Raw genomic sequence first — 12469 nt, 5'->3', positions numbered from 1 at the left:
TTTATTGATGGGTAAAAACCGAACTTGTAAAGGGGAAATGTCCATAATAGCTTTTGGGTGAAATTTTCTATTAAGTTGATTACAGGTAACTCGCAAAATGCCCTAACCTAACCCCAGTCTTGGAAAGAGCAAGCGAGGCCTGAAGTAAAAATAACTGTAAATAGATTTGTCACAACTAAGCAACAATTAGGCTTATAAATTAGGTTCTGATTATGCGATTTCCCAAATTATCTCGGTCTTTACGTAAACTCAGTACTCATGTTTTAGCGATCGCGCTAGGAGTTCTGCTAACCGTTAGCACATTGCAGGTATTACCCTCCCAAGCCGAGCCAGCACCCACAGGAACTAGTGGAGATACTTCAAACCTCATTGCTCAACGGCAATCACCAGCTAGTGCTGCCATCGGTAGCACTAGCTTTGTGACCGCAGCAGTAAACCGTGTTGGTTCAGCAGTTGTCCGTATTGATACTGAGCGAACAATTACTCGCCGCGTCGATCCATTTTCAGAAGATCCCTTTTTCCGTCGGTTTTTTGGTGAAGGTTTTTCTCAACAGGTTCCTTCTGAGCAGTTACGCGGTTTAGGCTCAGGTTTCATTATCGACAAAAGCGGGTTAGTTCTGACTAATGCTCATGTGGTTGATAAAGCTGATAAAGTAACAGTCCGACTCAAAGATGGCCGCACCTTTGAAGGGAAAGTTCAAGGTATTGATGAAGTCACAGATTTGGCAGTAGTCAAGATTAACGCTGGTAACGATTTACCAGTGGCGCCCTTAGGTTCTTCTAGTAATGTACAAGTAGGAGACTGGGCGATCGCAGTTGGTAATCCTTTAGGATTTGATAATACCGTTACTTTGGGAATTGTCAGTACCCTGAAACGTTCTAGCGCCCAAGTCGGCATTAGTGACAAACGCTTAGACTTCATTCAGACAGACGCCGCTATTAACCCTGGTAACTCTGGCGGGCCATTATTAAATGGTCTAGGTGAAGTGATTGGCATTAACACAGCCATTCGCCCTGACGCAATGGGTATTGGGTTTGCCATTCCTATTGATAAAGCTAAAGCGATCGCTGCCCAACTGCAACGTGATGGCAAAGTTGCTCACCCTTATCTAGGTGTGCAAATGCTAACTTTAACACCCGATCTCGCCAAGCAAAATAACATCGATCCCAACTCTCCGATTCAGATACCAGAAATTAATGGTGTTTTTGTCATGCGAGTTGTCCCCAATTCTCCAGCGGCATCTGCGGGTATCCGGCGCGGGGATGTCATTCTGCAAGTTGATGGTAAAGCAATTACCAGTGCTGAACAATTGCAGAATCTTGTGGAAGACAGTCGCCTTGGTCAAATATTACAGGTGAAACTGCAACGAGGTAATCAGACACAGCAGCTTTCAGTCCGCACAGCTGAGTTGCAAAATGCTTCTTAGTTAAAAGGGCGGTTACAAACCGCGTCTACACAAACAAAACCCACCTCCGTGGGTTTCAAACCCTTAATTTTTTCCTAGTCCGCGGAGGCGGAGAATGCCAATGTAGCTGCGAATTCTATGAGACTGTTGGCGAATTAATAGGAGGTCTAACCCATCATTCCTGATTACTCTGATTTCAGTCCGTTGAAACGGACTTGAGCTATTAGCCCGAAATTTATTTCAGGGCGGGAAAGCAACGCCAAACCAATGTTTTAGGGGTGAGGAGTCAAACCCACCGTGAATTGAGCAACAGTCTCATTCCATTCGCTTAAGGCTGGGGCAAATACATCTGCTTCCATTTGTTGAAGAGTGTCTTCAATGCGTTGCTGGAGTTCAGTATTTCGCTTCACAAACCTACGAAATGCTCGTTTGAGACAATCCGCCTTTATACACCAGATCGCGCGATCTCAACAGAAAAGTGAATTGACAAATCAGTGCTTGTGGGTAGCTTGCCACCGTAAGCATCACTCTACCACTGATTAAAAAATGCCAATAAATAATCACTTACCAACAACTAATACTAGACCTTCACGGGCTATTATGGCTTGAGGAAAAGCAGATTTAACATCTACTTGAACCTGGTCAAGAAAATCATCATGGTCATCTGGGTGATGATGAGAAATGGCTAGCCGTTTAACGCCAGCATTCAGAGCTGCATTCACCGCAGCTTGCCAGAGTAAATCAGCAGAGTCATGGTTGTGAGATGTCGGTGGAGTATAAGTAGCATTGGCAATCAGCAAGTCAACACCTTTAATAAACTCTAAAATCCGCTCTCGCTCCACTTGATCGGCATTCTGGTGCAAATCCGTGATGTAAGCAACATTACATTCTTGCCAAGTAACTCGGTAGCCAACTGACCGCTGAGTTTGATTAATTAATGCAGTTGTAATAGTGATATCATCTAACTTCACATCACTGTCTGGAGTCAAATTGTAAAACTGCAATTCTGACTGCATTACCTGTAAAGGGTAAGGAAAGTGTGGCTGGAGCATCTGATCGTACAGGCATTGTTTGATTGAGGCTCCATTTGAGGCAGCTGTGCCGTAAATATGGAAGCAATTTTCTCCAATAAATGCAGGCGCAAAAAAGGGAAACCCTTGAATTCGGTTTGATTGGCAGTTGGTAAAAAATAAATAGGCTTCTAATGGCTGTTGTAGTTCTTGCCAAGTTTTACCCAGTATCCGTAAACCAGTGCCGCCATCAAAAATTAAGCGTTTTCCAGCTACCTGCATTTCTACACAAGCAGTATTACCACCATAACGGTTAGTGTCGCTACTTGGGGTGGGAATCAAGCCTCTTACACCCCAGAATTGCACGAGAAATTCACCTGCTTGACTACTCGACAGGGTAGCAGACTTTTCAGGTATGTAGCTTTGGGAACCCAACAACTCAAAATTTGACATTTTTCTTGAAAATTAGACCTTACTGAGCAGGTCATCGTAGCGCCGTACTTCCAATAACCTGTTTTTTTCGTCCACAATGACTACCGTAGGAGAGTAACTTTTTACCTCTTCTGGAGGGAACTGCCCGTAAGTCATTATAATCAAGCGATCGCCAATAATGCCTAGACGTGCCGCACCCCCATTTAACTCAATTACTCCTGAATGGGCTGGAGCCGGGATCGCATAGGTAATAAAGCGCTGACCGTTGGCACTATTAACTACTTGCACCTGTTCATAAGGTAAAATACCAGCTTTTTCTAAAAGGATTTCATCAATGCTGATACTACCCACGTAGTTGATATTCGCCCCTGTGAGGGTGCAATTATGAATTTTTGCCAAAAGGAGAGTACGCTGCATTCTGGTTTGGGGTTGGTGGCAGATTTTAAAATCCGTAACAAGGGAAAGTTATCAAAGTGAAGTGAGGAGTGAACAGTGAGAAGTTAGGAGTTAGGAATAAAAATTTATAACTCTTAACTCCTAACTCCTAACTCCTCTATTATCCTCTATAAGCTTTGACGGATTTTTCTACTAAAGCTGCAACCTTGTCCACATCTTGCCAACCGAGAATTTCAGTCACCTTTTTTTCCAAATTTTTATAACTACGGAAAAATTCAGCAATTTCATCTAAGCGGTGTGGTGCTACGTCTTTCAGGGATTTTACTTGAGTGTAGCGCGGATCTTTGTCAGGAACACAAAGGATTTTTTCATCGCGATCGCCACCGTCAATCATCTCCAAAAAGCCAATCGGTCGCGCGGCAATAACACAACCTGGAAAGGTCGGCTCGTCAATTATGACTATACCATCTAGGGGATCGCCATCATCAGCCAAAGTATTGGGTACAAAGCCGTAGTCATAAGGATATTGTACCGAGGAATAAAGTACTCGGTCTAGAGCAAAAGCTTGTAGTTCCTTATCGTATTCGTATTTATTTTTACTTCCGCCAGCAATTTCAATCAGAACGTTGATTAGACCAGGTTTCGGTTGGGCAGGAATACGAGATAAATCCACAAAAAACTCCTCTGATAACAGTGAATCATGGGGGCACTCAGTCAGCTTCGCTCCCCGTGTAGAATTTTAGGGCAATATGGCTTTCTTCCCAAGGTATTTATTTCTGGGGGCTGGGGAATGAAACTTTGGGAGCATCCAGTTTTGAAGCTGTAACCTATTCTCTTGAATTAGCCAAAAGATGGAAAAAGCGTTGCGAGGAAAGTTCGCAACGCTTTTTCCAAGAGGGTATTTATGGATATCCTCCGCCTTTGATTACTGTTAGAGGACGAAAGCCCTCTATTCTGTCAAGATTTCTGAAATCTGGAGTTACACAATACAGATTCAGCTTATTGGTTCAGCTTATTTCTGATGAACTACATTCACATCTACAGAGGTCGTCTCAAAATCAGTGTTCTGCTTTTTGTAGCTCTCCTGCTGGGAAAAGCTACTAGAAAGCTTTATCAATCTTTACTTCCTTGTAGGTTTTGGATCAGTGGTTGCGGGTTATTTTGAACATTAGTTGAAGAATAGTGGGCGATGACAAATACGGGTAGGGTAAGAGTCAACAGAGCGATGGCAGTTCCCACAATGTCTGCCAAACGTTGGGAATATGTGTCGGCAGAATTGGCAGACTGGCTATTTGAATTCATACAAAATTGAAGTTATTTCGTAACACTATGTAGGTCTACTCTCTGAGTGAGAGTCTTGATGCTATTGTAGCTATTTTTAAACGGTAAAATGTGTAGCATTTTACAAGCTAAACCAGTTTTACAATTGTCATAATAGCGTTTTTATACATGAAATTCTTAATACCAAGTTACAAGTCAACAAATCATGTTTTCTTTTGTGATTAATATTTTCAGATGTTTCCCTGTATGGTGTAAGGGTTCGCATACCTAAAGCTAACTTTAACAGCATTATAAACTACATTTTTTCGCTGCTTAAAGATTAATTAGCAAAATGTATTTGTCTGATACTTCATAATTATAACATCTCTGTAAAGGCTTTGATAAGGTCATTTTACTGGAATTACTAATTTGTGATACAGGATACAAAACCGCAAAGATACTGATAAATATTCAGTATTCTCGATTGTTATACGGTAGTTATACACAACAATATTTGAAGCTAGAGAAGAAATGGGCAGGAATGATTTTTGTAACCAATCATGACTACCGAATAAATACAGATACATTAACTGTGTTGTGTAGCATGGATTAAGTGATAATACTAAACAAATATTTCAAAAATATTTCAGATTTAAATTTTCAAATCTGCGTAATATCACAGTATTTTTGTCAATCTATATATAGGTAGAGTAAAAAATGTTTTAGAAAGTGGTCTAGAGGGTTATCCCCAGACTTTGCTCATATTTGAACAAAATACCCAATTCCAATTTCTAGATCCTAAATCTGTATAACTTTTTAGATAAATCAAAATCTCAAAAGATAACCTGCATAACAAATTAATCAACTAAAAAAACCGCCACTAACTATCATAGGGCGGTCTGGTTAAGCAATCGGAGGGTAATTACAGATTACTCTGCTAATAAATGGAATTGCTGTAACGAAGTTTGCATTAGATTGGGCATGGTGCATGGGCAGAGGGGAAAACTCTTTTCCCTCTGCCTCTTCCCATTCCCTACTCCCTTCCATAAACACTCATAGGTTCCTTGATAAATCGGGTGTAAAGATGCTTAAATGTAGATTTAATGACGCGGGGCATACCAAAATCGATGGGCATTAAATTGTCTGGTAGCCGCCAATCTTGTATTTTTAATAAGTCAGGATTTAAATGCGGAAACTCGATGGCAGCAAGTTCTGGACAAACTCCTAGTCTTTGGGAAGCTGCAACTGTAGGCACTTGTTCTGGAAGAACATTGAGGATTTCTACCATTGCCCGATCTAAGGCAAAGATATCTGATGCGGCTGCTAAAATGCCTAGTTGGCGAGGTTCTCCATTACTGGGGCCATTTCCTTCATGACCAATGATCCCATCTAATATGGTTAAGTTAGGGTTAATTGCCCTGGCAGTTTCTACTAACATTTCACCAAATCTATCCGCGTCTTTTCCAGCTTCCATGTGCCACCAAGCTTTCATTTTGCCGGGGACACAACCAAATAAGTTTTTTACGCCCAGTGTTAATGTCAATTGGGCATGAGATTTCACTTTCGGTAGGTTAATTACTACGTCTGCTTCCATTGCTTCTTTAGACAGCCGCAGATGGTTAAAATTCTCACTAACGGTTTGGTAGCGCTGACCATGAAAATCGATAATGGGAAGATTGAGTTCTTCTAAAATAGGTAGATAGCCATTTGCCACTGCTACGCCCTTGGCACTGCCAAAAGCAGGACTATCGCCCAAAAATGGCTTACCACCAACCTCAATTACCATCTGGGCAACTTCGTAAACTAGTTCGGCACGGGTGATACACTCTTTACCAGGACGCGAGCCTGTAAGTAGATTTGGTTTGAGTAAAACGCGATCGCCTTTTTTCACAAACGCCGCCATACCTCCAAAAGGTTCTAGCAGTGTAACTAAGGATTCTCGTAAAGCCTCTTGTTCGTAAGATGTAGCCCGAATTAGACTAACAGATGGTTTTTGAGTCTGCATAGATGGATGGGGATAAGGGATTGGGGGAGCAGGGAGCAGGGAGCAGGGAGCAGGGAGCAGGGAGCAGGGAGCGGGGAGCAGGGAGCAGAGGAGAAGGAGGTAATTTTTCATTCTTCCCCTTGCCCCCTGCACCCCGCCCCTCTGCCTCTTCCCAATGCCCCATAAATATTATTCTGTTTTAAGCGGTAAGATACCACTCATTTGTTCTAGATTTAAGACTGTGGCTAAGTCTGTTTCACTCATCAATCCTCGTTCTAAAACAATCTGCCGTAAAGATTTACCAGTTTCTAAAGATTCTTTGGCCACAGCTGCGGCATTTAAATAACCGATGTGGGTATTTAGTGCGGTTACTAAGGCTAAACTACCTTCGGCATAAGCTAAACAACGTTCCTGGTTCGCAGAAATTCCCTCAATGCAACGTTCTGTAAGGACAGCGATGGTATTACCCAGAATTTCGATGCTGTGAATTAGGTTATAAGCAATCAGTGGCATCATCACATTTAATTCTAATTGTCCGGCTTGGGCGGCTAATGCGATCGCACTGTCATAACCCATCACCTGAAAACACACCATTGATGTCATCTCTGCCATGACTGGGTTATATTTACCTGGCATAATCGAGGAACCAGGTTGCACTGGAGGCAGTTGAATTTCTTTCAAGCCCGTTTTTGGCCCCGAATCCATCAGCCGCAAGTCGTGAGATATTTTGACTAAATCCTGCGCTAAGTTGCGTAAAGCACCAGAAACGTTCACAAATGGGGCCATACTCTGCATAGCTGCCATGAGATGGGGCGCAGGTTCTAAAGGAGTATCAATCAATTCTGAGAGAACTTCTACCACACGGGCGCGATATAAGGGATGAGTATTTAAACCCGTTCCGGCTGCACTACCTCCTAAACCCAGCACCATTAAATCACCAGAGGCGGTGTAAATCCGGTTTTGGTGCTCTGTAAGAATGTGCGCCCATGCGCGAAAATTTTCACCCAAACGCACGGGTACAGCGTCTTGCAAGTGGGTTCTGCCAGATTTGACGATATCTTGAAATTCTACAGCTTTGTTTTCTAAAGATGCGATCGCCTTCTCTAAAGCTGGGTGTAATGTCTTAGATAATGCTAATAATCCACCAATGCGAATTGCCGTAGGGATCACATCATTGGTAGACTGTCCATAATTAACATGATCATTGGGACTAACATGTTTGTAATTGCCCTTTTCTTCACCAAGAATTTCTAAGGCGCGATTTGCCAGAACTTCATTGACATTCATGTGGTGGGATGTTCCAGCACCAGCCTGATAAACATCCACAACAAATTGATCCCGGAACTTCCCAGCTAAGATTTCATCAGTTGCTTGGACAATTGCCTGACTAATATCTTGGGGAATGCAATTTAGTTCTCCATTCACAATTGCTGTAGCTTTTTTAATTATCAATCCCGCATCTACGTAAGTAGGTAAAGGTTTGATGCCGCTAATGGGGAAGTTTTCGATAGCCCGCAGCGTTTGAATACCGTAATAAACGCTACTAGCAATTTGGCGATCGCCCATCGAATCGCGTTCGATGCGGAATTCTGTGTGTTCAGTCATAGTATTCTTTTAAAAGAGCTTCAGAAAACAGATTTTCCCACGCTTAGGGGGAAAGTGGGGAGAGAAAGAGAAGTTGTAGTAAGTTTGTCCCCCTGCCTCTTTCTGATAACAGGGCAACTAAATTTATTTTTGGAGATTATTAATTTTTAATTTTTAATTTTTAATTCGGAGCGAAGCGACGTGACTTTACCCAACTGGATTACTTTCTCTCGCCTTCTGGGTGTACCATTTCTGCTTTACGGTTTATATAATCCCACACCCGAAGCTAGATGGATCTGTTTGGCGATTTTTATCGTTGCTGCATTGACTGATTGGTTAGACGGCTATTTGGCGCGAAAACTCAACCAAATTAGTGAATTGGGTAAATTTCTTGATCCCTTAGTAGATAAATTTCTGGTACTTGCGCCATTGCTGGTTTTTATTGAACTAGGAAAAGTGCCAGCTTGGGGAGTGTTTTTGATTTTAGCGCGGGAACTAGCGATCGCAGGTTGGCGGGTGAATCAAACGACAATTACCGGGGCGAATATTTGGGGTAAACTCAAAACTGTTAGTCAAATAGTGGCGATCGCACTTCTGATCGCACCCCTACCTGAAGTTTGGCAATTTCCCTCTTTGATTGCTTTTTGGATTTCTGTTGGCTTGACTTTAATTTCTGGAGTCATTTATCTTTTGCCACAAAAAGCTAGCATGGCTGATTGAAAACATCTACTGTATCGTTCCTAATAGGTCTGGGATTTTTCCAGATAATCAGCTTATAGAAATAAAACAATTAGAGGAAGAAGACATCAAAGGAGAACAGGAGTGAAACCACAATATAGTGTTCTAATTCAGTGGTCGATAGAAGATAAAAAATACATCGTCAGCCTACCTGAGTTTGGCCCTTATGCACACACTCATGGAGATACCTACGCAGATGCTCTCAATAATGGTGAGGAAATACTAGAACTTTTGATTGAAGATTACCAAGCACAAGGAAAACCACTGCCAGAGCCTTTGACTGCAAATGTTTCCTTTCAGTTTGTGTAATCCTCATCCTATAGCGTCTCCCCTTGGGAGAAGGCAGGAGGCAGGAAGGAGAAGAATAATTTGATTTGTGAATTCTTGGTTCTGTACCTCATTTAGTTGCAAACTGCTGTAATCTCTGGGGGTATTTATCTTTTGCCCCAAAAAGCTAGCAGTGAACAAAAATGAAACCACAATATAAGTTTTCGTTCAAAATTCATTCTTAATTTTGGTTTCTGATTCCTGAATTCTTTTTCGAGAAAGAGCGGTAAAACTTCGGTTGTCCGAGCTTCTTCCGTAATGCCTCCATGTAAATGTAAAAAACTGGAGTCAAATAGAGAGTCAATATCTGAGAGAACAGCAACCCACCAACGATCGCAATTCCTAAAGGACGACGCGCTTCTGAACCGACTCCTGTCCCCAGAGCAATGGGGAGTGTGCCAATTAAAGCTGCCATCGTGGTCATCATAATTGGGCGGAAACGAATCAAGCAAGCGGCATAAATGGCATCAAAGGAATTTTTACCTTCTTTTCGCTGCGCTTCAATAGCGAAGTCCACCAGCATAATCCCGTTTTTCTTGACGATGCCCACTAGCAGGATGATGCCGATGAAAGAATAAAGATTTAAATCAACCTGGAAAATCAGCAGCGTCAGTAATGCACCAAAACCCGCCGAAGGTAGACCGGAAAGAATGGTGATTGGGTGAATAAAATCCTCATAGAGGATACCGAGAATTAGATAGATGACTAAGATGGACACCAACAACAGTGCCCCTAAATCATTGAAGGACTGTTGGAAGGTTTGGGCTGAACCCTGAAAGCTGGGGGTAATTGTTGATGGTAGCAACTCACTGGCTGCTTGCTTGATAGCATCTGTAGCCTGACTTAGAGACGTTCCTGGGAGGGTGTCAAAAGAGATAGTCGCAGAGGGGAGTTGAGCAACGTGAGTAACCGTGAGAGGGCCGACATTCTGAGTAATATTAGCGATCGCACTCAGGGGAACAAGTTTCCCAGTACTCGATTGCACATAGAGCATCGATAGGGCGCTGGGATCTCGCTGAAACTCCGGTTTCACTTCTAAGATTACATAAAATTGGTCATTTGGAGTATAGATAGTGGAAACCTGGCTAGAACCATAGGCAGCGCTGAGGGTTTGTTCAACTTGTTGAGCAGTAATCCCAAGAGTGGCAGCTTTGTTATGGTCAATTTGGACTTGAATTTGGGGAGTGCTGAGTTGTAAATCGCTGTCAACGTCCCGGAGTCCTGGTAGGGTTTTGACTTTATCTACAAGTTTAGGAACGTATTGGCGCAGGTCTTGTAAATTCAAGCTCTGCAAGGTGAACTGATAAGTAGAATTAGTTTGTTGTCCACCGATAGGAATGGCTGGTGGAGAACGGAGGAATGTCTTAACCCCAACTACACGTCTTAACTTGGGGGTTAACTCTTGGATGATTTCATCAGCACTGAGTTGACGTTGATCGCGCGGCTTGAGCCGAATTGTAATTCGCCCGGAGTTGACTGAGGCATTCGGCCCACTTGCACCCACAATCGAGTCAACGGCTTCAATATTAGGGTCTTTACGAATAATATCAACAACTTTTTGCTGGTGACGGCGCATATCATCAAAAGAAATATCTTGCGCTCCTTTGGTGTTGGCCATCAGTTGTCCGGTGTCTTCTGTAGGGATAAATCCTTTGGGAACGATTGTGAACAAATAGACGGTCATTACCAGCAGAATGCCAGAACCAATGAGTGTCATCAGGCGGTATTTTAAAATCGGCTTGAGCGTCCAATCATATCCTTGCAGTAGTAAATCAAATCCCCCTTCTAAAAATTGATAGAGCCGATTTGGTCTTTGCTGATGGGGTGAACTTAAGAAACGACTGCACAACATGGGGGTGAGACTGAGGGAAACAAAACCCGAAACCAAAATTGCCACTGCGATCGTCACGGCAAATTCATGAAATAATTTACCGATGATTCCACTCATAAACATGATGGGAATGAACACCGCCACTAGGGAAAGGGTCATTGACAAAATGGTGAAGCTGATTTCCCTCGATCCCTTCAATGCTGCATCTAAGGGAGATTCGCCCATTTCCCGATAACGGACGATATTTTCCAACACCACGATCGCATCATCCACCACAAAACCCACGGAAAGGGTCAATGCCATTAATGAAAGGTTGTCTAGGGAAAAGCCCGACAGATACATCACCGCAAAAGTGCCAATGATCGCTACAGGTAGCGCCAAACTGGGAATCAGCGTCGCCGTGATGTCACGCAAGAATAAGAAAATCACCAAGACAACTAGACATATTGAGAGAACCAAGGTAAATTTTACATCGCTGACAGAAGCTCGAATTGTTTGGGAGCGGTCGTACATAATCCCCATCTCAATGGATTTGGGAACTTGTTCGCGGAGTGTAGGTAAAAGTTCTTGGATGGAATCAACAATATTTACCGTGTTTGCACCTGGCTGTGGCTGCACAGCGAGAACAACAGAATGGCGGTTTGTTACCTTGCGATCGCTATACAAATTTGAGACTTTGACGTTTTGTGCGCTGTCAATTACCTGCCCCAAATCCTGGAGCCGCACAGGCGCGCCATTTTTATAAGTTACAATCAGCTGGCGATAGCTGGCAGCATCGGTAAGTTGACCATTTGCCTGAATCGTATAAGTTTTGTAAGTGTTAGAAAGACTGCCGGTTGGCAAGTTGACATTTCCCTGTTGAATTGCAGTTTTTACCTGACTTAGACCAATTCCCCGCGATGCCAACTCTCGCGGGTCAACCTGAACGCGGACTGCATATTGCTGTTGACCAAAAACCTGTACCTGAGCAACACCATCAATCATCGAAATTGGTTGACCAACTGTTACCTCTGCGTATTCATCTACTGTCGAGATTGGCTGTGTCTCAGAATACATATAGAGGTATATAACAGGCGAGACAGAAGGGTTAACTTTGCGGTAAGTAGGCGGGTGAGGCATTCCGGCGGGCAGTTGTCCGGCTGCGGCTGAGATGGCTGCCTGGACATCTTTGGCGGCATCTTCCACTCGGCGGCTAAAGTCAAATTGTAGAGAGATGTTGGTGCTACCAGTTGAACTGGTGGAATTAAATGAATTGAGTCCGGCAATTTCGGTAAATTGTCTTTCTAATGGTGCGGCGACTGAAGATGCCATTGTTTCTGGGGTGGCACCAGGGAGACTAGCAGAGACAGATATAAAAGGATATTCAACGTTAGGTAGGGCGCTGATGGGTAACAGTAGATAACTCATGAGACCGAAAATGAGGATACCCATCATCACCAAAGTGGTCATGACTGGACGACGGATGAAGAGTTCTGAAAGGTTCATGAGTTTTGTTATCCCA

At 43.1% G+C, this 12469-nt stretch carries 11 protein-coding genes; 3 read left to right on the top strand and 8 right to left on the bottom strand.

Features of this window, described 5'->3' with window-relative positions:
* Positions 1-212: 212 nt before the first annotated feature.
* Positions 213-1427, top strand: coding sequence for an HhoA/HhoB/HtrA family serine endopeptidase (locus HWQ39_RS05070; protein ID WP_292842255.1), 1215 nt, complete (start codon positions 213-215; stop codon positions 1425-1427).
* 251 nt (positions 1428-1678) lie between these two features.
* Here the strand turns inward: HWQ39_RS05070 and HWQ39_RS05065 are convergent, their stop codons facing one another.
* From HWQ39_RS05065 to HWQ39_RS05035, 7 genes are all read right to left on the bottom strand, one after another.
* Complete coding sequence (locus HWQ39_RS05065) at positions 1679-1816, bottom strand: hypothetical protein (protein WP_292842253.1); 138 nt, start codon at positions 1814-1816, stop codon at positions 1679-1681.
* Between the two features lie 150 nt (positions 1817-1966).
* Positions 1967-2869, bottom strand: coding sequence for an MBL fold metallo-hydrolase (locus HWQ39_RS05060; RefSeq protein WP_292842251.1), 903 nt, complete (start codon positions 2867-2869; stop codon positions 1967-1969).
* 12 nt (positions 2870-2881) lie between these two features.
* Positions 2882-3265, bottom strand: coding sequence for an aspartate 1-decarboxylase (gene panD, locus HWQ39_RS05055; protein WP_292842249.1), 384 nt, complete (start codon positions 3263-3265; stop codon positions 2882-2884).
* A gap of 139 nt (positions 3266-3404) precedes the next feature.
* Positions 3405-3917: an inorganic diphosphatase gene (locus tag HWQ39_RS05050; protein WP_292842247.1), complete on the bottom strand. Its 513-nt coding sequence runs from the start codon at positions 3915-3917 to the stop codon at positions 3405-3407.
* A 440-nt stretch (positions 3918-4357) separates the two neighbouring features.
* Entirely contained in the window at positions 4358-4546 is a 189-nt protein-coding gene (locus tag HWQ39_RS05045) for a hypothetical protein (protein ID WP_292842245.1), read from the bottom strand.
* Positions 4547-5537: 991 nt separating this feature from the next.
* Positions 5538-6509, bottom strand: a complete 972-nt coding sequence (locus HWQ39_RS05040; RefSeq protein WP_292842243.1) for a DUF362 domain-containing protein — start codon at positions 6507-6509, stop codon at positions 5538-5540.
* Between the two features lie 168 nt (positions 6510-6677).
* Positions 6678-8093 carry an aspartate ammonia-lyase gene (locus HWQ39_RS05035; protein ID WP_292842241.1) on the bottom strand — a complete coding sequence of 472 codons (1416 nt, stop codon included), beginning with the start codon at positions 8091-8093 and terminating at the stop codon, positions 6678-6680.
* A gap of 180 nt (positions 8094-8273) precedes the next feature.
* Between HWQ39_RS05035 and pgsA the strand changes: the two genes are divergently transcribed.
* Positions 8274-8792: a CDP-diacylglycerol--glycerol-3-phosphate 3-phosphatidyltransferase gene (pgsA, locus tag HWQ39_RS05030; protein WP_292842239.1), complete on the top strand. Its 519-nt coding sequence runs from the start codon at positions 8274-8276 to the stop codon at positions 8790-8792.
* A 102-nt stretch (positions 8793-8894) separates the two neighbouring features.
* The gene (locus tag HWQ39_RS05025; protein WP_292842237.1) at positions 8895-9119 is read left to right on the top strand and encodes a type II toxin-antitoxin system HicB family antitoxin; all 225 of its coding nucleotides are present in this window, start codon (positions 8895-8897) and stop codon (positions 9117-9119) included.
* 199 nt (positions 9120-9318) lie between these two features.
* On the opposite strand, the gene HWQ39_RS05020 is transcribed toward HWQ39_RS05025, so the two are convergent.
* Positions 9319-12453, bottom strand: a complete 3135-nt coding sequence (locus HWQ39_RS05020) for an efflux RND transporter permease subunit (protein WP_292842235.1) — start codon at positions 12451-12453, stop codon at positions 9319-9321.
* Positions 12454-12469: the final 16 nt, after the last annotated feature.

This window comes from Nostoc sp. NMS8 (assembly GCF_017115045.1).
Lineage (GTDB): Bacteria > Cyanobacteriota > Cyanobacteriia > Cyanobacteriales > Nostocaceae > Nostoc.
The sequence above is the reverse complement of the archived record's forward strand: the minus strand, read 5'-3'. Positions and strand labels throughout refer to the sequence as shown.

Coding starts and splice junctions, on each gene's coding strand:
- HWQ39_RS05070 (WP_292842255.1), top strand. CDS start 213: ATGCGATTTCCCAAATTATCTCGGTCTTTACGTAAACTCAGTACTCAT.
- HWQ39_RS05040 (WP_292842243.1), bottom strand. CDS start 6,509: ATGCAGACTCAAAAACCATCTGTTAGTCTAATTCGGGCTACATCTTAC.
- HWQ39_RS05035 (WP_292842241.1), bottom strand. CDS start 8,093: ATGACTGAACACACAGAATTCCGCATCGAACGCGATTCGATGGGCGAT.
- panD (WP_292842249.1), bottom strand. CDS start 3,265: ATGCAGCGTACTCTCCTTTTGGCAAAAATTCATAATTGCACCCTCACA.
- HWQ39_RS05020 (WP_292842235.1), bottom strand. CDS start 12,453: ATGAACCTTTCAGAACTCTTCATCCGTCGTCCAGTCATGACCACTTTG.
- HWQ39_RS05060 (WP_292842251.1), bottom strand. CDS start 2,869: ATGTCAAATTTTGAGTTGTTGGGTTCCCAAAGCTACATACCTGAAAAG.
- HWQ39_RS05045 (WP_292842245.1), bottom strand. CDS start 4,546: ATGAATTCAAATAGCCAGTCTGCCAATTCTGCCGACACATATTCCCAA.